A 20,999-nucleotide genomic window follows, 5' to 3' on the forward strand; every position below is an offset into this window, starting at 1 on the left:
TTTTAAGGGAATTACGACAATGTATCATGTGCAATATTCACAAGACTTGCCACTTCAATCTCAGGAGCAATCATTGCCTGATGTGATGTTTTTTTCAAATGTGCCAAAAACTCAATATTCCCTTGCCCGCCTGTTGTAATTGGCGAAAAATCAAGGTTTCGCACGTCAAAACCAAGCTCGCAAGCAAGATTTAGGACACGTTGAATGACCTCAATATGCACTTTCTTATCACGGACAATGCCGTTTTTCCCTACATTCTCTTTTCCTGCCTCAAATTGTGGTTTTATCAGTGCTACCACATCTCCATTTTCCACCAAAATATCAAAAAGTGTCGGCAAAATGAGCGAAAGTGAGATAAAGGAAACATCAATCGTAGCAAAATTGGGCAATCCCTCTAAAAAATCAGTCGATTTCGCATAGCGAAAATTCGTTTGCTCCATCACTACCACTCGTGAATCTTGACGAAGTTTCCACGCAAGCTGATTGGTTCCAACATCCAAAGCATAGACGAGCCTTGCTCCATTTTGCAACGAAACGTCCGTAAATCCGCCCGTTGAGGCACCAATATCCAATACTATTTTATCGGTTATTTCTAAATCAAATTTTTCCAAGGCTTTTGCAAGTTTTAGTCCTCCTCGTGAAACATAGGGCAACACTTCGCCTTTTACACGAAATTCCGTATCAGTAGGCACTTTTTCTCCCGGCTTGTCAAAACGTTCTCCATTTTTTGCATTGACTAAAAGTCCTGCCATAATTGCACGTTTTGCCTTTTCACGTGTTTCAAATAAGCCACTTCTTGTTGCTAAAATGTCTACTCTTTCTTTTGGCATAACCTTCTCCTTCCTTTAAGACGAGTGTTTATTCGCCTAAAACTCCTTTAAAAGACTATACAAAGTCGTAAAATTTCCTTCTGGAAATTCTTTCTCCGCCTGTGACAAACAGTTTTCCGCCTTTATCAAACTTTCTCCGAGTGCTTTTTTTGCACCTTCAAGTCCCAACAATTGCGGATAAGTGCTTTTTGCCATTTTTATATCTTTCCCAGCAGTTTTCCCTAACTCCTCGGTTGATTGCGTAATGTCTAAAATATCGTCACGAATTTGAAAAGAAATACCTAGAAACTTGGCAAATTCTACTAAACATTCGCTTTTTTTATGAGCTGACAACAATGCCGCCTCTATGGCATAGCGAATCAAACCACCTGTTTTTTTCGCATGAATATTTTGCAATTCTGCTAAAGGAAGAGTTTTCCCCTCTCCCTCAATATCTAGCACTTGCCCTGCCACCATACCATTTTCTCCAACGCCACAACATTTTGCAAGCAAAACCACTATTTGTGCATTCTCACTTACCTCAGCAGTTAGCTCAAATGCCAAACTCAACAGCCCGTCACCTGCTAAAATCGCCATTGCCTCGCCAAACACTACATGATTGGTTGGAATCCCACGTCTCAAATCGTCATTATCCATTGCAGGCAAATCATCGTGAATAAGTGAATAAGTATGCACCATTTCAAGTGCAGCAGCCAGTTGATAATGCTTTTTAGAAAGCCTCACGCCAATACTTTCACACGTTGCCAAAAACAACATCGGGCGAAATCTTTTCCCGCCAGCTTTAAGAGAATACAGCATAGACTCACAAAGTGTCGCAACTTCTGTCCTATCCTGTACCTCTTGGCACATTACTTCCTCAAGGATTGCTCTATGTTTTTGTGTAAATGCTTTAAATTCATTCATGCTATTCAAATTCCACTTCTTTATCATCTTTCATGATTTTGGTCAAAGTATTTTCTGCCGTTCGCAAGGATTTATCCAATTCCTTTGATAGTTCCATTCCTTTTTTGAAAACTTCCATTGCCTCCTCTAAAGGAACATCTCCTTGTTCTAAACGTTGCGTTATTTCCTCAAGTTCTTGTAATTTCTCTTCAAATGATTTTGCTTTTGGCATTTTAATCCTCCGTTTTTTTCTTTACCTCAACTACTTTTGAGCGTACTTCACCGTCTGCAAATTGCAAGCACAACTCATCGTTTTCACTCAATTCGTCTACGCTTTTAACGATTTTCTCCTCAAGGGTTGCCACTGTGAAACCTCGTGTCATAATTTTCAATGGAGAAAGCAAGTCTAATGCTTGAATCAAGGATTTCACTTGAATGTCTTTCGTCTCCAATAGGCGATTCATCGCTTGAACCATTTTTTCCTCACAAATTTGCAGTTGTACTTGTAACTCTGTCAATCGCTTTTCAGGTGAAAAATGCAACAATCGTTCGTTTTCTCTATCCAAACGTTGAGCAATTCCTTCGTATAAACGCATTGGGCTTAAAAATACATAGGAAGTCTTCACTCGTTTCATGCGTTCCTGATAGTAAGTGAGTTTCGCTGAAAATGCTTGTTCTAATCGCAAAGAGAATTGTGTTATTTTTTGCAATTCCTCACTCAAAACCGGGGTGGCAAGTTCAGCTGCTGCGGTAGGCGTTGCTGCACGCACATCACTTACCAAATCAGCCAAAGTCGTGTCCGTCTCATGCCCAACGCATGAAATAACTGGGGTTTTCGCTTGGAAAATTTCACGTACTACTTCTTCTTCGTTGAAACTCCACAAGTCTTCGATTGAACCTCCACCACGAGCAACGAGCATTACATCAAAATCGCCACACGCCTCCACTTTCCGAATACTTGCGACAATCGAGTGTTTCGCCTCTTTTCCTTGCACCACTGTTGGAAATACAACCACTTGTACAATCGGATACCGTCTTTTCACCGTTGTCAAAATATCTCGAATGACCGCCCCACTCTCTGAAGTGACAACGGCAATTCTTTTAGGATATTTAGGCAAAGTTTTCTTCCATTGCTCGTCAAAAATCCCCTCACTCGCCAATTTTTCGTGTAGTTGACGATACGCCTGATACATTGCACCAATACCGTCAGGCTCGATATGTTCAATGATTATTTGGTACTGCCCACTTTTTTCGTAAAGATCTACACGTCCTATCACCAAAACACGCTGTCCGTCCTCAAGTGCAAATTTCACCTTGCGAAACGCTTGTTGAAACATAGTTGCACTTATCACTGCATTTTCATCCTTCAAAGAAAAATACTGATGTGTCGGTCGCACTCGGTAATTTGAGATTTCACCTGTCAAATACACCCGTTGTAAATACGGGTCACGTGTGAATTTCGTCTTTAAATATTTCGTTAAAGCACTTACCGTTAAATATTTTTCACTCATAATGTTCTCTCAAATGCCTCAAGTGTTTGTTTCATCAACATTGCTCTTGTCATTGGTCCCACTCCTCGTGGAACAGGTGTAATAAAACTAGCAAGCGGGGCAACCTCATCAAATTTCACATCACCGACTAATTTCCCTTCAGCATTTCGATTCATCCCGACATCAATAACAACCGCACCTTTTTTGACAAAACTCTTATCCACCATTTCAGCTACACCAATCGCTACCACTAAAATATCCGCACTTTTTGCCACTTCGGCTAAATTTTTCGTTTTAGAATGAGCAATCGTCACCGTTGCATTTTTCGCTGTTAAAAGAGTCGCAATCGGCTTGCCGACAATATTACTCCGTCCAATCACAACAGCCGTTTTTCCACTCAACTCAATTTTATACTCCTCCAATAACTCCATAATGCCATAAGGCGTGCAAGGAGTCATCAAAGGATTACCGCTCACAAGGCGACCAATATTCATCGGGTGAAAACCGTCCACATCTTTTTCTGGTCGAATCGCAAGCAACACTTTTTCCTCATTGATATGTTCTGGCAAAGGAAGTTGCACCAAAATACCATGATAATCATCATTTTGATTATAACGTTCAATGCAATCAAGCAATTCTTCCTCTGTTGTCGTTACTGGAAGACGCTCAATTTTTGAAAGGAAACCAATTTCTTCTGCATCCATTTCTTTATGTTTCACATAAACTTTACTCGCAGGATTTTCTCCTAGTAAAAGAACAACCAAACCGGGTTTCTTGTTCAATTTTTTCACTTTTTCGTGTAACTCACCTTTTATTTTCTTCGCTAATCCAGCACCATCAAGAATTGTTCCCATTTGTCAGCCTCCATTATTCTTACTCAAAATTCATTTACCTCTATCATACCATATTCCATAATGAATTTTCTTATATTTTCTATGTTTTCCCATTCATCATTTATTGAATTACATGATATAATGTATTTATTACGTGAAATACCACAAAAAAAGATGAGGTAAAAAAATGAATCCATATAAAATCAATCGCTGGAAACGAAAGCCGTACATGATGTATTTGTTTCTAGCAATTCAGTCAATTATTTTTGCATATATGCAGTTTATTGCACCGTTAACAACAGGTTATCCGTCTGAGAGTTGGGGATTAGTTGTGATGCTCGGCGGGATGTATCCACAAGCAATTATTGAACAGGGTGAATGGTGGCGATTTATTACCCCGATTTTTATTCACATTGGTTGGACACATTTTGTTTTGAATAGCGTAACCCTTTATTTTATCGGCGAACAATTGGAAGAACTTTACGGACATTTGCGTTTTGCACTTCTCTATCTTGGTGCAGGTATTCTTGGAAATTTTGTCAGTTTTGCTTTTAACGGCGGGGTGGTTGCTGCTGGAGCGTCAACTTCTTTGTTTGGCTTATTTGCAGCTCTTGCCATTCTTCGTTTCTTCTTCCCTGAAAATTACGGGGTCAGACAACTGGCAAGTCAATTTCTCCTCCTCATCGCTCTAAACCTCGTGATGAATGTATTTGACTCATCTGTTGATATGCACGGACATCTCGGCGGTGCAATTGGCGGAGCATTGCTTGCAATACTTTGCGGTATGCCAAGAAATATGCACCGCTACAAACTTTGGATGAGAACTCTGGCAGCTATTGGCGTTCTCGCCTTGGTTTTGCTTTGTTTATATGTAGGGTTCACTTATTATAAATACTATTAAGGCACCTCTAAAAAACACACACTCACCAGTAAGAAAAGGCGAGTGTGTGTGTGTGTGTTATATTTCCTGTTCAATTTTTTCCTTCACCAATTCAATTGGCAACTCTTGCCCTGTCCATTCATAAAAAGCACGTTCCGCTTGATAAAGAAGCATTGGCAAACCATTTACAGCATTCAAATTCAACTCCCTTGCTGCCTTGAGGAGAGTCGTTTCAAGGGGTTTGTAAATAATATCCATTACTGCAATATTTTTCGGTGAAAAATGATGTAAGTCAATCGGTGAAATGTCCTCATTCATTCCAACACTTGTCGCATTTACAAGCAGAACACTTTTATCCAAAGCGTTTTTCAAATAATTTTCATCTGAAAAAGTGGAAATTCGCAATTTTGTGGCTGTTCGCTCGCTCAATTTTTCAATTTTACGCTCCATTTCTGAATAACTCTTACCACTTCTTGCCACGATGAAAAGTTCTTTTACACCAAACAATGCAGCCTGAGTAATAATCGCTTGTGCTGCTCCGCCTGCTCCTAACACGGTCAAGCATTCATCTTTAAGTTTTACCCCCATTTCTTCTGCCGCCCGAAGAAAACCCAAACCGTCTGTATTTTTTCCAATTAATCGCCCGTTTTTATTCACAATCGTATTGACCGCTCCCATAAGTTCGGCTTCTTCTGAGAGTTCGTCCAGATAAGGAATAACAGAGGCTTTATACGGCATGGAAACATTCACACCAAGCATATCCCACGTGCGAATCATCTCAACAGATTTTCCCACCTCTTCTTCTTCAAAATCAAATGCCAGATACACTGCTGAAATTCCCAAATGCTCAAACGCTGCATTATGAACAATCGGCGAAAGCGACTGCTTAGCAGGATGAGCGAATAAACCTGATAATCTTGTTTTTCCTGTAATTTTCATGATTGGCTCCTTTTTCTAGCTACATAGTGCTGAAGTCTGGCAACTGTTCACAACAGCACTGGAAACTTTAGTTTCCAGTAAGTAAATGCTGTGGTTCACTGTTGCAGACTTCAAAACGCACCATTACGCTTTTATTTGTCTAGCTACGAGGGGCAGGAGATTGGCGACTGCTCACAACGTCGCTCGAAACTGGCGTTTCGATGCTAGTCTTTCAAGAATCTTTGATTCTTAGAAAGACTGTATGCGAAACGAAGTATAGTAGTAAATAAACGACGTGGTTCGCTGTCGCAAACTCCTGAACGCCCCTCTACACTTTTCTTTTTCTAGCGACATGGTGCTGAAGTCTGGCAACTGTTCACAACAGCACTGGAAACTTTAGTTTCCAGCAAGTAAATGCTGTGATTCACTGTTGCAGACTTCAAAACGCACCATTACGCTTTTATTTTTTAATTTCTTGTATTCCCTCGCAATTTTTTCCGGATAAATAAAATTAAGGGTACTTTTTCACCACTCCAGCAGATTCCTCATCGTGTGTAAATATTCTTCTTATGCCACTTAGAAAATGAACAGATAAAATATTTTTTCCAAATATGCTCCATGCTCATCTAAAAAATAATGTGTTTCATCTTCAAAATCTGCTAAATATTCTAATTCAACGCCAATAGTGAAAGTTATATCACTTTTGTACTTCTCTTTTAAATTTTGTAAGCAACGCTCCTAATCATTCCATGCGGGCAATATTCTGTATGAGTGTGTCCATTCCATTTTTTCATTATTCGTTTTATTCTTATACCTGAATTCATTTTATCATTCACGTTATTTAGCGTCAATGTTGTCATTGCTCCATATTAGAAAAAATAAATCGAGCAGAGCGAAAAGCTAAACAACTTTTCACTCCTCTCTCACCACCGTACGTTCCACATGGCATACGGCGGTTCAACTTATATTGCAGTATGCACTTTTAGATAATAATCTAGGGCAAAGGGGATTCCTCTTTGTTTTTGTCTTTTATTGAATAATCCCCTTGGTACTACTTTTGATGCCTCAATATATCTATATCCTTTTCGACAATACGTTAGCACTTTCACCTCTTCTTCTGGAAGTTCTAGCTGAATCAAGGAACGATTTTTTTCCCTTTGTTCTCCCACTGTTTCCAGATGATAAGTAACAATTTTAACCAAAGTTTTTTTGGTACTTTGATTTGTGCGAGCATCTCAGCCGCTTCGTTAGTTGTCATGGCTGGCAAACTCACAAAAAGATTCCCATTTGAACACAAACAGAAATCCTTTTACTTTTAATTCTTAAACGAATGAATCGGTGCAGGGATATGCCCACCACGAGCAATGAAAAGGTCGGATTTTTTCTCATTGACTTTCATAACAGGTGCTGTTCCAAGCAATCCGCCAAATTCAATTTGGTCGCCAACTTTTGAGTTTTTCGCCGGAATAATTCTGACAGCCGTCGTTTTTTGGTTAATCACACCAATTGCCGCCTCATCTGCAATCATTGCTGAAATCGTAGCTGCACTCGTGTCTCCCGGAATAGCAATCATATCCAACCCAACTGAACAAATTGCAGTCATCGCCTCTAGTTTTTCAAGATTTAGCGTTCCGTCATTGACCGCTGCAATCATTCCTTCATCTTCTGAAACGGGAATAAATGCTCCTGAAAGTCCGCCAACATGATTACAAGCCATTACGCCACCTTTTTTGACTGCATCATTTAAAAGTGCAAGAGCTGCTGTTGTGCCGTGCGTGCCAACTTGCTCTAATCCCATTTCTTCTAAAATTCGAGCAACAGAGTCACCCACTGCTGGAGTCGGTGCTAGAGACAAATCGACAATCCCGAAATCAACACCTAAACGCTCACTTGCTTTTGCCCCGACAAATTGACCCATACGTGTAATTTTAAAAGCGGTACGCTTAACCGTTTCTGCCACCACGTCAAAACTTTCGCCACGAACTTTTTCCAAGGCACGCTTGACTACGCCGGGACCTGAAACCCCAACGTGAATGACAACATCACGTTCACCGACACCATGAAAAGCCCCCGCCATAAAAGGATTGTCCTCTACCGCATTGGCAAATACGACCAATTTCGCACAACTCATATCATCAAGTGCAGCTGCTTGTTTTATCACAAGCCCCATATCACGCACTGCGTCCATGTTAATCCCTGTTTTTGTTGAACCGACATTGACCGATGAACAGACAAAATCCGTTTGAGCAAGAGCTTGCGGAATGGAGTTTATCAAGATTTCATCACCTTTTTGGTAGCCTTTTTGGGCAAGTGCTGTAAATCCACCGATAAAATTCACTCCAATCGCTTTTGCAGCTTTATCCAAAGTCAGAGCGAATTTTACATAGTCTGTTGCACTTGTTGCTGCACCAATAATCGAAATCGGCGTAACAGAAACACGTTTGTTGATAATCGGAATCCCGTATTCTTCCTCGATTGCTTCACCAACTTTGACTAAATCTTTTGCTTTCAAAGTAATTTTTTGATAAATTTTCTCACACGCTTTGTCAATATCTGCATCAATACAATCAAGCAAAGAAATCCCCATTGTAATCGTACGAATATCGAGATTTTCTTCTTCAATCATTTTTATTGTTTCAATAATATTTGTTGTTTCCAAGGTTTCAACTCCTTCTTAAAAGTTCAATTTGTGCATTGCGTTAAAAATTTCTTCATTTTGTATGTGAATCGTTACACCAAGATTGTCTCCTAGTTCTTTTAAAACTGCTCGAACTTCTTTAATATTGGTTTCCTTTAGTGCCTCCACCATCATAATCATGGCAAAATAATCCTCCATAATTGTCTGGCTAACGTCAATCACATTCAAATCAAGCTCCGACAATTTTGCCGACACTCCCGCAATAATTCCAACTTTATCCTTGCCTACAACTGTAACAATTGATTTCATAAAGTCACCACTTTCGTTTTTCTTTTTTCTTATTATACCTCATAACGAACACAAATGCTAAAAAAATTCTGACAACTTGTTATAAAAATTGCTGTAATTTGAGCGAAACCCGAACGATTAAAAGAAATCTAAAAAAAATCACGTTTACTCAAAATATAAATTTAAGGGCTCCTCTAAAAACTCCGGTTAAGCCAAAACTAGCAAGTTTGGATAAGTGTGAGTTTTTAGAGTTCCCCTTAATTAAACGTAAGTAAACTTATTCTTTATTTTCCATAGCAAAAATCTTTAGAGATAATTCATGAAGTTGTTCCTTTTGCAAATTAATTTCTTCGTAAATAGAGGGAAATTCTTCTTCTTTTGTTTGATTTGCTAGATTTTTAGTACATTGCATATATCCTGTCAAAAACTGAAGTTTTTGCTCAACTAACAAATAATCACCCTGTAAATCATTTAAACTGGTGAAAAAAGAGATACAAAAAGAAAGTGAAATTTTATTTTCTTCTATTTCTTTTATCTTCTTTTGAATTTCTTTGATTTTCCCTTGTCTCTTTGTTAATGTTTTTTCTATTTCTAGAAAAATTTCTTTTTCTATTCGAGAAGTTCCTGACATATTCTCACACTCCTTTTTTTTAGCTACGATGGGCAGAAGTTTGGTCGCCGTTTTCAATGCCACTTAAAACTCCTTAACCTAAAGATAGAATCAACGCATAGAGGAGAGCTCCTAAGATCATGAGTGAGATGAGCGAGGAGAGGAAAATCATTAACCATTTTCCTCTTTTTTCCACGTTTTCTACAAAATGCTGTTGTCCATTTTCTTCATATAACTGACGAATTTTTTTAGAAAGTTGTTTATTCATTCCATTTCCTCGAAATATTCTTTTTTTAATGCAAAAAATCTTCGCTCCTGCTCATCTGATTGTTTCACTAAATGCTCAAATTCTTCTTTAAATTGAGCGTACAGCTCTTGAAAAGTTCCTGTTTCTTTTTTTTCTTCTTGAGAATACTCAAAAAATGAAGTAATTTCTTCGCAACTGACTTGAAATTCTCCAATCAATTGCCGAATTTGACTTTTGGTTATCCGTTTTTTCTTGCGTTCTTCTGAAGGAATTTCCCGTTCTAACAAGAAAAGCGACTCCAGTTCAATGAAAAGTTGTGAAACTTTGTTTTTAATTTCATACAATTGCAAATACCTATTATGCTGTTCTTGTTGTTTAGCGTTCTCTAACATTTCCCTGATTTCTTCTTGAAATGCAGAATATTGCGTTTTGATTTGCTGATACATCATTTTCATTCGTCTCACGTCTCCTCGCTAATCAAGAATTTCTACTTTTTCTGTTAACAACCCTTTTTCCTGCAGTTTCTCTGCATATTTCTTAGAAACTCTTACAGTTTGGACAAATTGAATTTCGTCTAGTAAAATACTTTTCAAATTCCCTTTGACTTCACCGTTTTCATCTAGTGGTTCCTCCTCCAAATAAAAAATATTGTGAGAAGTTGAATCTCTTAATGCACTTAATTCTTTGCCCAAATAGGTGAATGACACAGTATCTTCTTTTGTTAATTTTTTCGCTAATTCCTTAGAAATAAATTGTGTCAAATCATCGTACTTTTCTTCTATCTCAAAACTCTTAGGGTTACGAACGGTTACGAGTGGCATTGTCCCTTCGTAAAAATAATAGCTTAGAATCGGTTGCCTCTGATCGTTTACAAAATCAATTTCTTGCACTTTCCCTTTGTAATAAGAAAGTACGCTAAATAACTTCCCGTCATCTGCATATTCCTCAATAAAATCAACGGTTCCGTCCAAATTGAAATAATGAACTTCTTTCACATGACGTCTTGTATTTGGATAAGTGATAACTTGCCCGATTTCGTCTCCGTCTAAAAGGAGCGAAATACTCCAGTTTTCATTCATAAAAATTTCTGCATATTCCGCTGTATCTACTTGATTGAAAAATAGGAAAGATTGCTCGTCATGGCTCCGCTGAGTAAGACTATCCAAAAGATTTACTCCTGTTACTCCTTCTTCTTTAAGTACTTTTTGAAATGTCGGGAAAGGAGAAATCGACAACACTTGAGCATTCGACTCTTTTAGCCTTTTTTTCTGTTTTTTCCAGTTCTCATTTTCTGGGTGAATAACTGTAACCAACTCATAGTCCATTGACAAGCTCCTTCCATTGCTTTGCGATAACCGACTCTTGATATTCTGCAACTGAAAAACGAGTATCTTTCATAAATTCTGCAAAAAATAAATCATAAATTCCCGATTTTAATTGCTCAATATTAAACGTGTCATTTTCTCTTGAAAATTCTTTAATAATCCCATTTTCATTGTGTTTCACCAATTCCAATGCACCAAAACGTGCATTAAATGTAAGAATCGGCAAATTCATATTTAAAGCCTCAATATACGTTAAGCCGAACCCCTCTGAAAACGAGGCGGAAATAAAGGCATCATACCGTTTAAATTCTTCTTCGATTTTATCAGAATGACCTTTGAGTCGAATGTAATCTTCTGCTTTCAATTCTTGAATCAACGCACGAAGTTTCACATCTTCGCCACCTTGCCCAAAAATATCCAAGGAAATAAAAGGAAATTCTTGATAAATTTGAACGACTGCTTGAATGATAAGATCCAAATGCTTTTCAGCTGCTAATCTTGAGGCTGTCACGAATTTGCGTATTCTTCTTTCTTCTTTCGCCCGATTGGAAAAATCAATATCATCAATGCCACCGACAGGAATCGCCACAATTTTCTCCCTACCATTTGGGAAATCTAACAACAAATCTTCTCTTTGTAATTTGGTCGCAACGACAATGCGATCTACCGCTTGTGAATGTGTTAGTAAATATTCATAATAATTGTTCCACAACGGTGCACTTACTACCTCACGATCTGAAAGATGATCCGCATGAATCAATTCGATAATTTTCGTATTTTTTGGACGATGATTAAATAATGCCACTTCCGTTTCTTCTCCACGGTCAATAAAGAAATTTTTTCTTCCCTCAAATTTTTCTGCTAAATAGTGCAAGAAAAAACGCTGGAACAAAATCTCATTACGGAAAAAAAGGTGCTGCCCTTGAAAATTATACAAATGAATATTGCCAATCGTACGATTGCGACGTGCGTGATGAAGAAACTGAAAAACAATTTTCTTCTCATGTGTACGAGCATCAAAAATTTCCGTTTTATAATTCGACACCAATAACGTTTTTTCATCTTTAGGATTCGGAGATTTTTCAAAATGCTCTCGAATAAAAAGACCTGATGACGTATACGTTTCTTTTACTCGGTGCGTATTCGTTGAGTCAACAATCAATGTTTCTTTATACGCATACCTCTCTTTTACTCCCTCAAATAAATAAGCATCTCCTAGGACAAAAAACTCCCATATGTTGATCACTTCTTGCTCGCCAATTTTCCATTTTTCCATTGCCTCATGTAAATTTTTCACTAATTCCATAAATACATATTTATATGGAAGTTTTTCTCGCCTAAAACATTTGGCACGGTAAAACTGAGCGTGTTCAACACCAGAATTTCCAAGCCCCATTGCTTTGTTAATAAAAAAATTCATCCCTTTTTCCTTCCCTTCATGTTTCCTACAATAGTTGCTAATACATCATAAGCAAGTTTATTCACTCTCACACTACTTCTTATTTCTTCTCTATTTTCTCTTATCATTGATTGATTTTCAAGCTCTTGACAATTTGGCAAAAGAATTGGAAACACTTGTGAAATCTCTTGCATTGCTATTTCCATATTGTGAAACATAGCCCCTTTTTGTATCAAAATTTCTCCATTTCCTCCCATTTTCCTTTGTAAAAATCGAAAAATTTCTATGAGTTGTCTCAATGTTTTCTTCTCGTTTTTTTCACAAAGCATTTCTATATATAACACTTCTTCTCTAAGCGAAAAACTATTAACAACTGGTCGTTTTTTATTCAAAACAATTTTTACCTGTTCGTTGAAAGTTTTCGGCTGTAAAAATAACAAATTCACTTCTTTGTTCACCTTTATTTTATACCTTTCAAAAATTCTCTTTTCACCGATCAACAAATATTTAAAATAAATTTGTTCGTGTTTCGTATTTAATAAATGAATTTGATAGTAATGCGTGCCATTTGGAAAAAGAAATCCCCCCTTTTTTTCACTAAATAATTTTTCCTCAATTTTCTCATCTCGAATATCAAAAAATTCAATTTTGATTTTAAGCGTAAAACCATTGTCATTCATTCCTTGAAGAAAAAAAACATACTCCTCGTCATGTGATAATAACGGCAGAGTTGGAGAAGTGCGTTTGGCGTGGAATGCTATTTTAGAACTCCATGTTTTGATTGTCTCACCCGGAGGCATTAAGGGAGAGGAAAAAGAAACTGCACCCTTGCTATCAAAAGAAATTTCGGAGCCATAATTATAATTGTTCACATAATCACGTCCCCATTTGATAAAATATAATGTTTCCATTCCTTGTTCACCTCGTAAATTGTTTCTTTAGAATAGCTTTATACAATCTTCCCGATTATCCGTTGATAATTCGTCCACATTAAATTGCGGTATTGCTTGACAAACCAATTGTTAATCGCAGGAGAATTATCATTGTGATGTCCGATAAATCCTCTATACAATAGATGACTGTTTGGAGAATGTTCTTTTAGAAAGTCATATAACATAGGAAAAGCAATGGCATCATAATCATCTTGTTTCATATAGGCAATCGCAAAAATCGTCTGGTTATAATCTCCTTGACGAAATCTCTGCCAAAACATTTCATCCATTTCTTTTATTTTCTCATCTGAAATGCCCTTAACGTTGTAGCACATCATATCATAAGCTGTCGCAAACTCTTGCGTGCGATGAATACGACCATTTTCTGCGATTAGACCAAGATTGGTTAAGGGTTTTCCAATGATGACGCATTTAGGAGATAAATAACTCGCAAAATACAATGCACCAAAAGTCCCCATTGAAAGTCCTGAGAGAACCAATTCTTGATTGGTAAACCCTAGAAAATCTAATTTTTCTTGGATAATTTCTACCAAACGTTTTTCCAATTTTTCAGTTGAAAGATAGAAATTCCCTCCCTCAAGTCGTGGGTCTGCAATAAGCATGAAAGGACACCCCATTTTGCTCATCATCCCTAGCCCCTCAAATCCTTCTAACGGACGGTAACCAGAGAAATAAATCGCAAGAGGTGGTTTGAAATCCCCCGGATTGAAATAGTAAAAAATGCCATCGCCATTCTCTTCATGGTCTAAAAGATTGGCTCCGCCAGAAATCATCGACTGACGACTGGCAATCGCTCGTCTCACATGCACTTGCCCAATCTGCACTTCTCCTGTTCCTTTTAAGTACAAAGAAACGCTAATATTCGCATTTTCTTCTTTGCTTTCTAAGAGTATCGGTTTCTCTTGTTGAATTTCTTCTAAACTTGCCTCAACGACATCAAGAAGTTCTTGTGTTTGTTCATGTAAAAGAAACACTTTAAAAACTACTTCCACTGCCCCAGAAAGTCTCATGACTTCTGGAAAAAAAACGTGTTGCTCACCTTTTGGCAATTGATGAGTCATTCGCCAAACAAATGCTTGCTGAAACGTTTCTTCATGTTCGCTTGAAATTTCGATAAACGCATTCCCTATTTTCCTCACTTCTCCTTTAAAAAACGGAGAAACTTGGAGAAAGTCATGACTTAGTTTATACCCTGATTGCTTTACGGCATATTCTTCGTTGATATACGAGAAAACTCGCTCCATTTGTCCAAAATCCAAACCAATGGCAAATTTTCGGTGCAAGACTTCTAAAAATAGAGGAGAGAGAGTTTGTTTGACATCATAGAGAATTTGATAATTCGGCAACTGCTCAATAAGTTTTCTAAAAAAATCCGTTTCTTGCAACTGATCGAAAATAAAAATAGACCGTTTTTCTTTCGCCAATACATCCTCGCTAAAAAAATCCTTTCGATTTTCTTTTTGAATTTGCCAACCTTTATTCAACGGAATAAACAAATACTCAAAACTTGAGGATAGCTGATGTGTTTCGGTGAAATTTCGATTACTGAAATGAAACACCTTAATTTTTTTCGCCATTTAACACCACCTGCCACCTTTCACTAATTTTCTCCAAATCATATTCCTCTAACAGCTCAATATTCCTTATAAGCGACTGATTCCAATTTGCCAAATGCTTGAGATAATAATCTACTTCTTGCTCCAAGTCACATTCCTCATCATACAAAATCCCGTTTTCCTTGTGAAAAACAAAGTCAAATTGATTCCTCGTCATCTGAGGAATCCCTACACTGAGTGCAAGCAACTGCATTTGAAAATTTGTCGCCTCATCTAATTCAATATACAATCTCGTTTTCTTAAATAACTCTCGAATCTGATACAAATGGAACACTCGCCTATATTCCAAACGTTCATATACATTTATCGCCGCAACCAATTGCTTCCAAAGAGGCGTTTTCCTCAAATGTTCCACTGCCTCTTCATCTTGTTTCAACAATTTCTGCATTCGCTTGGTTTCAACATATCGCAATGTCTTTTTGAAATCAGACGAAGTGCTGTCTATGTCAAAATAAGTGTCAATAAGCTGTATTGCTTTTTGTTGAATCATTTCTTCCAGTTCCAAACTATCCGTAGTAATCAAGAGATAGTAGCTTTCATTTTCGATTAGTTTCTTTAGTAACAAGTCAATAAATCTTTCTTTAAAAGCATTCAAGCTATTTACTTTTACATAAAGCAACATTTCCTGCACGAAATTACTTTCTCCAAGATCAAGTTCCAAATCGTAAAACGGAATGCTCTCGACTTTTTCTTCGATAGAGAGAAGATTTTCATTTGCCCAATGCAAAAATTTCTCTCGCATACATTTCGTATCACATAAAATACGCTCACTTTTCTCTAGCACGTTAAAGTGTTCATTCTCCTCAAGTGAAAAGAACGACTGATTTTGCTGAATTAACCACGTAATTTTCTCCTGCTGGACTAAAGAATGAAGAATTTGAACCAAATACGGTTGATAAACGCTTATAAGTTTCTGTTTTTCTTCTTTTTTTTGTTGTAGTTTTTGCTGTAAGGCTTCTAATAACACTTCATTGATAGAGGAGTAAACTTCCTTTGAAAATCCTTTTACACCAAACTTTTCTATTACCACCTTGGAAATAGGAAAGAAATATTCCGTTAAGGTATGCTCACCAAATTCGTTATAATAACTCCGCTTTTTCAATTTTTCCTCTTGGTATTCTTCGACAGAAGAAAGAAAACCACGGTCATCAAAATTTTCCACCTTAAAAAGAGAAGTTTGATAATAGTATATTTTTTCTATACAACCATATTCATTGTATTGCACATTGGCAAACTTCTTTTTTTCCTGTAAAATCACGACTCCTTTGGGGGTGTAAAGAAATTCACTTTCCTCCGGGAATGACAAATCACTCAGCATAAGAGGGACACCTGTTAAAATGTCAATTTTTTGAATCGTATCAAATGCCGACCAGTAAGGTAAACTAAAATTTTCGATTTTATACCTAAGAAATGGCATATAGCTCATGAGTAGTAATTGAGCGTCCTCTTTCATATGTTGGAAAATCTTCACCAGTTTTAAAATTGGGTCGTATTCCATATTGTAATTTTCCTGTTGCCAAGCAGGGAATAAATAAATCATCGTACTCCTCCTAATTTTAATGGTGCTTTTTTTGGAAAATTGTATAGTTTTCCATTTGGTAAATAAATTTCACTTCCTTGGTTATGTTTTCTAAAATGATAATCAACATGAAAATACTGCCAAAGTAAAAAGATAAATTGGAGTACAAATCATTTTTCAATCCTATAAAAAGTGGAATCATAGAAACCAAAACTAAATAGAGACTACCAATGCTTGAAATCATCCAAACTTTTCGAGTGAAAAAACGTTGCGTTTTATTTCCAGGCGGAAGACCAAGGACATAATCACCTGACTCACGTAAGTTTTTTGCAATGTCATAAGGACGAACATTGATAAAACTAAAGGACAACGCCAATAAGTAAATGACGACACCATAAGTGAAAATTCCCTCCACCGTATTATAGCTAAACAGACGAGAAAGCCAATAAGAAAAAATCGTATCTTTCACCTTCTCATTCATTAACAGCAAATTCGGCAAGGAGAAAAACGTGACCGCAAACATAAACGGCATGGCTCCTGATGTCAACAGCCGAATAGGTATATAAGAATGTGTAAATTCACTCGTTACACCGATTCTCTCTATGTTTATCCGATATTCTGAGTTGTATAAAAAAATAGTGACAACAACGAACACTATCGTTACAATGCTTAAAATAAGGAGGAAAGACGGTTGAAAACTCACTTTCCCTGTTTTTCCTGAAACCAACATCGCTGGGATATTCGCCATTACACTCGGGACAATAAAAAGACTTTGTCCTCCAATGCCATTTTCACAATTTCGATCCGCTAACCAAGATAAAAACATTCCACCTGTAATAAGGTAGAGAATCGTCATCGTACTTGCAGAAAGATGAAAAATGGTTGGGTCTTGTCCAAAATCTTGTACCGCTTTTAGTTTTGGTAAAAAAATCATCGCCTGTATCACCGCAAAAACAAACGTCAATCCTCGTTGAAAATAACCTTTTGCACGCTCGCTCAAATTTTTGATCCAATCAAATTCACTTACGGTTAAGGTCGTCCAAATAATCAATGCTGTCATATAAGGACCCATTCCCAGTGAAAAAAAAGAAGGATTGAAGAAATCACCACCTGTTGTACGGGTAATAAATTCTAAAAATTGATTCTCGCTACTATTGCTTAATGGCACTACTTTCATTCCTGGTAAAAGAACATTTCGACCTAGCTGAAGTAGAAACAAAAGCAAACCACTATAAATTATTCTCTGAAATAAAATTTTATTCTTTTTCATACTGCCTCATTCTATGGGAAATCAATGTCATAACTTCCATCAAAATTCTTCGTTAAATCTGATAAAAGTAAATTGCGTAAGACATTTAAATAAATTTCCTTTTCCATTTCAAGGAAACTTTTTTGTGCCTCCTCTTGAAATTCAAAAACAGGGTTTTTTTGTCCCCAACTTCTTGCACTAATGACTGCTTTTAATTGTTGTAAATTATCTGTTTGCTCAATCCACATAGTATCTACTGCTTTTAAAATTATCGTGCGTTTGTAATACATTCGTTGCACGTCATTGTCAAATTTAGATAAAATCATCTGTTGCTGCTCTTGAATAATTCGATGTAGAAAAGTTTTTAGCCCTTTTGCATTGTATTCATAATTTCGCTGAAATTGAACAATGTCAAAATTGTAATCCAAATAATTATGAATAAAATCAATGACTTTTTCTCTGCTCAAATTTTCTTTTTTCGATAAAAATTGTTGAATTGCTTTCGTTGTAGAAAGTTGTAAAAGAGCATCTAACTCTTTTTCCGATGATACTAAAATATCATTTCGTACTGCATAAATTTTTTCTCGCTGATAATGAATGGTCATATCAAATTCAAGTGTTTGTTTTCTCTCTTGAATTTCTTGATTCTTTCGTATCCGCTGAATTTTTTCAATCACCTTTCGGTATTTTTCCCCTAGTGGTTGACTTGGGTCAATTTTTCCTTTTTCAACTTTTTTCTCTAGTGATTTTTTCGCTCGTTTCACCCATTGTGGTGCATTTTGAATCACAATTTTGTCCTCAAATGAAACGAAAAACTCACTCTCTCCAGGTTCTCCCTGTCGACCTGCACGACCACGCAATTGATTGTCAATTCGCTCGCTCGTCATTCGCTCTGTTCCCAAAACAAACAACCCACCACGACTTTTGGCTACATCATCTAGTTTGATATCTGTTCCTCGTCCTGCAATAGATGTGGCAACTGTTACACTTCCAGCTTTTCCAGCCTCTAAAACAATCAATTTTTCTTTTGAAACACTTGTCGCATTAAGTACATTGTGAGCGATTTTTTCTTGCAATAAAATCATGGAGTACAACATGGAAATCGAAACAGATCCAGTACCAATTAAAATCGGGCGTCCTTTTTCAATGTTCTCTTTTACGACATTTAATGACGCTTGAATTTTCGCTTCGTTTGTTAAAAAAATTTTGTCCTTATGATCGAGACGATTGTTCGGAAGATTGGTTGGAATTTCAATCACTTCCACATTGTAGGTCATTTTAAATTCTTCTTCATCTGTCTTAGCCGTTCCACTCATACCAGAAATAATCGGGAATTTTTTGAATAGATTTTGATACGTGATTGTCCCCATTGCTCGAGTTTCTTCGGAAATTTTCACATTTTCTTTCGCCTCTATCGCTTGGTGGAAACCTGCTTGTAATTTACTGCCCTCAAGTTTTCGACCATTTGCCTCATCTAGCAAGGTCACACCAATATCTTCTACAATATAATCTTTCCCATTTTTCAATAAATGATTCGCTCTTAATGCTAAAGTAAGATGTCGATACAAATCTTTCCATTGCTCTGTAAGCAAGCCCTCAACACCTAAAACTGTTTCCATTTTTAGAATCCCTTTTTCTAAAAACCAAACATTTTTTTCATCTAAACTCTTTTCATAATCCTCATCTTCGACCAATGTATTGACTACAAAATTGGACAACTCAAATAAATTTGATTGCACTTTTGGCGCCCCTGAAATCACAAGTGGCACTTGTGCCATGTCAAGCAAAATGGAATCAATTTCATCAATCAAGACATACTGAAATTTCGTGACATATTGCTCATAAATTTCCGTTGCTAAATTGTCAAACAAATAATCAAAGCCTAATGCACTATGCGTTGTGTAGACGATGTCACTAGCATAAACGATTTCTTTGTCAATTTCTTCCTCACTGTTTTCTTTGGCAACCCCTACCGCAAAGGTTAAACCCAAAAATTCATAGACTTTCCCCACTTCTTCTGCATCTCGCCATGCAAGGTAAGGATTAGACGTAATCAAAAAATTCCCTTTGCCTAATAACCCTCTCGTATAAAGAGCCATCGTAGCAGTCAACGTTTTTCCTTCACCTGTTTTCATCTCTGCAATATCGCCAAAAAACAAGGTAACTGCTCCTAAAATTTGAACAAAATAAGGTTTCATTCCTAATAAGCGAGCATTTGCCTCGACAACTGTCGCAAACGCCTCTGGAACAAGTGAATCAATTTTTTCTCCTAATTTTAGTCGATGACGAAATTGACTGGTTTTATCTTTTAATTCTTCATCTGTAAGAGAAGAGTACATTGTACCTAATTCCATTACTTTATTTGCGATTTTTTGATACTTTTTTTGTTTATCCATCTTCCTATCCCTTTAAAAGAACAAGGAGAAAACAAGGAAATCCTTGTTTTCTTCCTATTCATTTCCTTACACAAAAGATAGTCTCTTAATCTTCCTCTTGTGTTTTTTCTTGTTTTCTTCTTTTGCCAATAAGCGCTGCTGCACCTAATGTCAATCCTGCTCCTAAGAGAGTCGCAGTGTTTTGTGTTTCTTCACCTGTTGAAGGTAAATAGTTTGTACCACTTGATTGAGTGTAAACCGTGGTCGGTTGATTCGTTGTTCCAGACGTTGTAGTCGTACCACTTCCATAAGTAACTGGAAGTTCCCCTCTCGTTGAAACACTTCCTGATTGATACTCACTCAAACTAAGCGACATAGAATCACTAATACTTGTACTCAAACTTGTTGAAGAGCTATTGCTATCACTTGTACTCATTGACATACTGTCAGAAACACTTGTACTTGTTGAAATACTATCACTTATCGAAGTGCTTGTTGAAGTGGAATCACTTGCACTTAGACTTGTTGAGCCTGAGTTGCTATCGCTTGTACTTGTGGACATACTATCAGAAACACTTGTACTTGTGCTACTTGACTCACTCACACTTGTGCTTGTGCTTGCAATTGAGTCTGAGTTGCTAATACTTGTGCTTGTAGACATACTGTCAGAAACACTTGTACTCTTTACAGTACTATCGCTTGTCGAAGTGCTGGTTGATAATGAATCATTTGCACTAATACTTGTTGAAGTTGAGTTGCTATCACTTGTACTTGCTGACATACTATCAGAAACACTTGTGCTCTTCACAGTACTATCACTTGTTGAAGTACTGGTTGATGCTGAGTCACTTGCACTTAGACTTGATGAGTTGCTGTTGCTAGTGCTTGTTGACAAACTCATTGAGATTGAATCACTCAAACTTGTGCTTGATGAGTTACTGTTGCTG

General features: G+C 37.0%; 21 protein-coding genes. 1 reads left to right on the forward strand and 20 read right to left on the reverse strand.

Annotation, left to right across the window (positions count from 1 at the left end):
- Positions 1-11: 11 nt before the first annotated feature.
- From B5D30_RS07570 to B5D30_RS07590, 5 genes are read right to left on the reverse strand one after another with little or no spacing between them, the layout of a single operon-like run.
- Complete coding sequence (locus B5D30_RS07570) at positions 12-830, reverse strand: TlyA family RNA methyltransferase (RefSeq protein WP_078807461.1); 819 nt, start codon at positions 828-830, stop codon at positions 12-14.
- A 36-nt stretch (positions 831-866) separates the two neighbouring features.
- Positions 867-1,733, reverse strand: coding sequence for a polyprenyl synthetase family protein (locus B5D30_RS07575; protein WP_078807462.1), 867 nt, complete (start codon positions 1,731-1,733; stop codon positions 867-869).
- A 1-nt stretch (position 1,734) separates the two neighbouring features.
- The gene (locus B5D30_RS07580) at positions 1,735-1,944 is read right to left on the reverse strand and encodes an exodeoxyribonuclease VII small subunit (protein WP_078807463.1); all 210 of its coding nucleotides are present in this window, start codon (positions 1,942-1,944) and stop codon (positions 1,735-1,737) included.
- A 1-nt stretch (position 1,945) separates the two neighbouring features.
- The gene (gene xseA, locus B5D30_RS07585) at positions 1,946-3,223 is read right to left on the reverse strand and encodes an exodeoxyribonuclease VII large subunit (RefSeq protein WP_078807464.1); all 1,278 of its coding nucleotides are present in this window, start codon (positions 3,221-3,223) and stop codon (positions 1,946-1,948) included.
- Positions 3,220-4,056: a bifunctional methylenetetrahydrofolate dehydrogenase/methenyltetrahydrofolate cyclohydrolase gene (locus B5D30_RS07590; protein ID WP_078807465.1), complete on the reverse strand. Its 837-nt coding sequence runs from the start codon at positions 4,054-4,056 to the stop codon at positions 3,220-3,222. The genes xseA and B5D30_RS07590 overlap by 4 nt, the downstream gene beginning before the upstream one ends.
- Before the next feature lie 166 nt (positions 4,057-4,222).
- Between B5D30_RS07590 and B5D30_RS07595 the strand changes: the two genes are divergently transcribed.
- On the forward strand, positions 4,223-4,936 hold the full coding sequence (locus B5D30_RS07595) for a rhomboid family intramembrane serine protease (RefSeq protein ID WP_078807466.1): 714 nt from the start codon (positions 4,223-4,225) through the stop codon (positions 4,934-4,936).
- 57 nt (positions 4,937-4,993) lie between these two features.
- Here B5D30_RS07595 and aroE read toward each other — a convergent pair whose 3' ends face one another.
- The 15 genes from aroE to B5D30_RS07660 all read right to left on the reverse strand — a co-directional run bounded on the left by aroE (position 4,994) and on the right by B5D30_RS07660 (position 20,860).
- Positions 4,994-5,854: a shikimate dehydrogenase gene (aroE, locus tag B5D30_RS07600; RefSeq protein WP_078807467.1), complete on the reverse strand. Its 861-nt coding sequence runs from the start codon at positions 5,852-5,854 to the stop codon at positions 4,994-4,996.
- Between the two features lie 941 nt (positions 5,855-6,795).
- Complete coding sequence (locus B5D30_RS13195) at positions 6,796-7,035, reverse strand: hypothetical protein (RefSeq protein WP_144399529.1); 240 nt, start codon at positions 7,033-7,035, stop codon at positions 6,796-6,798.
- A gap of 113 nt (positions 7,036-7,148) precedes the next feature.
- Positions 7,149-8,492: a PFL family protein gene (locus B5D30_RS07605; protein ID WP_078807468.1), complete on the reverse strand. Its 1,344-nt coding sequence runs from the start codon at positions 8,490-8,492 to the stop codon at positions 7,149-7,151.
- A gap of 15 nt (positions 8,493-8,507) precedes the next feature.
- Positions 8,508-8,780, reverse strand: coding sequence for an ACT domain-containing protein (locus B5D30_RS07610; protein ID WP_078807469.1), 273 nt, complete (start codon positions 8,778-8,780; stop codon positions 8,508-8,510).
- 256 nt (positions 8,781-9,036) lie between these two features.
- On the reverse strand, positions 9,037-9,453 hold the full coding sequence (locus B5D30_RS07615; RefSeq protein WP_078807470.1) for a hypothetical protein: 417 nt from the start codon (positions 9,451-9,453) through the stop codon (positions 9,037-9,039).
- A 10-nt stretch (positions 9,454-9,463) separates the two neighbouring features.
- Positions 9,464-9,637: a hypothetical protein gene (locus tag B5D30_RS13680; RefSeq protein ID WP_159443261.1), complete on the reverse strand. Its 174-nt coding sequence runs from the start codon at positions 9,635-9,637 to the stop codon at positions 9,464-9,466.
- On the reverse strand, positions 9,634-10,080 hold the full coding sequence (locus B5D30_RS07620; RefSeq protein ID WP_144399530.1) for a hypothetical protein: 447 nt from the start codon (positions 10,078-10,080) through the stop codon (positions 9,634-9,636). Before B5D30_RS07620 ends, B5D30_RS13680 begins: the two co-directional genes overlap by 4 nt.
- A 9-nt stretch (positions 10,081-10,089) precedes the next feature.
- Entirely contained in the window at positions 10,090-10,941 is an 852-nt protein-coding gene (locus tag B5D30_RS07625) for a hypothetical protein (protein ID WP_078807472.1), read from the reverse strand.
- Entirely contained in the window at positions 10,931-12,361 is a 1,431-nt protein-coding gene (locus tag B5D30_RS07630) for a glycosyltransferase (protein WP_078807473.1), read from the reverse strand. Before B5D30_RS07630 ends, B5D30_RS07625 begins: the two co-directional genes overlap by 11 nt.
- Positions 12,358-13,251 carry an accessory Sec system protein Asp3 gene (gene asp3 / locus B5D30_RS07635; protein ID WP_078807474.1) on the reverse strand — a complete coding sequence of 298 codons (894 nt, stop codon included), beginning with the start codon at positions 13,249-13,251 and terminating at the stop codon, positions 12,358-12,360. Before asp3 ends, B5D30_RS07630 begins: the two co-directional genes overlap by 4 nt.
- A 38-nt stretch (positions 13,252-13,289) precedes the next feature.
- Positions 13,290-14,870 (reverse strand): accessory Sec system protein Asp2, encoded by a 1,581-nt coding sequence (asp2, locus tag B5D30_RS07640; protein ID WP_078807475.1) that lies wholly within the window; start codon positions 14,868-14,870, stop codon positions 13,290-13,292.
- Positions 14,854-16,449 (reverse strand): accessory Sec system protein Asp1, encoded by a 1,596-nt coding sequence (gene asp1, locus B5D30_RS07645; RefSeq protein ID WP_078807476.1) that lies wholly within the window; start codon positions 16,447-16,449, stop codon positions 14,854-14,856. The genes asp2 and asp1 overlap by 17 nt, the downstream gene beginning before the upstream one ends.
- Positions 16,450-16,465: 16 nt before the next feature.
- The gene (locus B5D30_RS07650; protein WP_078807477.1) at positions 16,466-17,698 is read right to left on the reverse strand and encodes an accessory Sec system protein translocase subunit SecY2; all 1,233 of its coding nucleotides are present in this window, start codon (positions 17,696-17,698) and stop codon (positions 16,466-16,468) included.
- 11 nt (positions 17,699-17,709) lie between these two features.
- Positions 17,710-20,073 (reverse strand): accessory Sec system translocase SecA2, encoded by a 2,364-nt coding sequence (gene secA2, locus B5D30_RS07655; RefSeq protein WP_078807478.1) that lies wholly within the window; start codon positions 20,071-20,073, stop codon positions 17,710-17,712.
- An 85-nt stretch (positions 20,074-20,158) separates the two neighbouring features.
- Positions 20,159-20,860, reverse strand: coding sequence for an LPXTG cell wall anchor domain-containing protein (locus B5D30_RS07660; RefSeq protein WP_144399531.1), 702 nt, complete (start codon positions 20,858-20,860; stop codon positions 20,159-20,161).
- Positions 20,861-20,999 lie beyond the last annotated feature (139 nt).

This window comes from Pilibacter termitis (genome assembly GCF_900167335.1).
Classification (GTDB): Bacteria; Bacillota; Bacilli; order Lactobacillales; family Streptococcaceae; genus Pilibacter; species Pilibacter termitis.

Coding starts and splice junctions, on each gene's coding strand:
- B5D30_RS07570 (WP_078807461.1), bottom strand. CDS start 830: ATGCCAAAAGAAAGAGTAGACATTTTAGCAACAAGAAGTGGCTTATTT.
- B5D30_RS07630 (WP_078807473.1), bottom strand. CDS start 12,361: ATGAATTTTTTTATTAACAAAGCAATGGGGCTTGGAAATTCTGGTGTT.
- B5D30_RS07650 (WP_078807477.1), bottom strand. CDS start 17,698: ATGAAAAAGAATAAAATTTTATTTCAGAGAATAATTTATAGTGGTTTG.
- asp3 (WP_078807474.1), bottom strand. CDS start 13,251: ATGGAAACATTATATTTTATCAAATGGGGACGTGATTATGTGAACAAT.
- B5D30_RS07610 (WP_078807469.1), bottom strand. CDS start 8,780: ATGAAATCAATTGTTACAGTTGTAGGCAAGGATAAAGTTGGAATTATT.
- asp1 (WP_078807476.1), bottom strand. CDS start 16,449: ATGATTTATTTATTCCCTGCTTGGCAACAGGAAAATTACAATATGGAA.
- B5D30_RS07575 (WP_078807462.1), bottom strand. CDS start 1,733: ATGAATGAATTTAAAGCATTTACACAAAAACATAGAGCAATCCTTGAG.
- B5D30_RS07595 (WP_078807466.1), top strand. CDS start 4,223: ATGAATCCATATAAAATCAATCGCTGGAAACGAAAGCCGTACATGATG.
- asp2 (WP_078807475.1), bottom strand. CDS start 14,870: ATGGCGAAAAAAATTAAGGTGTTTCATTTCAGTAATCGAAATTTCACC.
- B5D30_RS07580 (WP_078807463.1), bottom strand. CDS start 1,944: ATGCCAAAAGCAAAATCATTTGAAGAGAAATTACAAGAACTTGAGGAA.
- secA2 (WP_078807478.1), bottom strand. CDS start 20,073: ATGGATAAACAAAAAAAGTATCAAAAAATCGCAAATAAAGTAATGGAA.
- aroE (WP_078807467.1), bottom strand. CDS start 5,854: ATGAAAATTACAGGAAAAACAAGATTATCAGGTTTATTCGCTCATCCT.
- xseA (WP_078807464.1), bottom strand. CDS start 3,223: ATGAGTGAAAAATATTTAACGGTAAGTGCTTTAACGAAATATTTAAAG.
- B5D30_RS07625 (WP_078807472.1), bottom strand. CDS start 10,941: ATGGACTATGAGTTGGTTACAGTTATTCACCCAGAAAATGAGAACTGG.
- B5D30_RS07590 (WP_078807465.1), bottom strand. CDS start 4,056: ATGGGAACAATTCTTGATGGTGCTGGATTAGCGAAGAAAATAAAAGGT.
- B5D30_RS13680 (WP_159443261.1), bottom strand. CDS start 9,637: ATGAATAAACAACTTTCTAAAAAAATTCGTCAGTTATATGAAGAAAAT.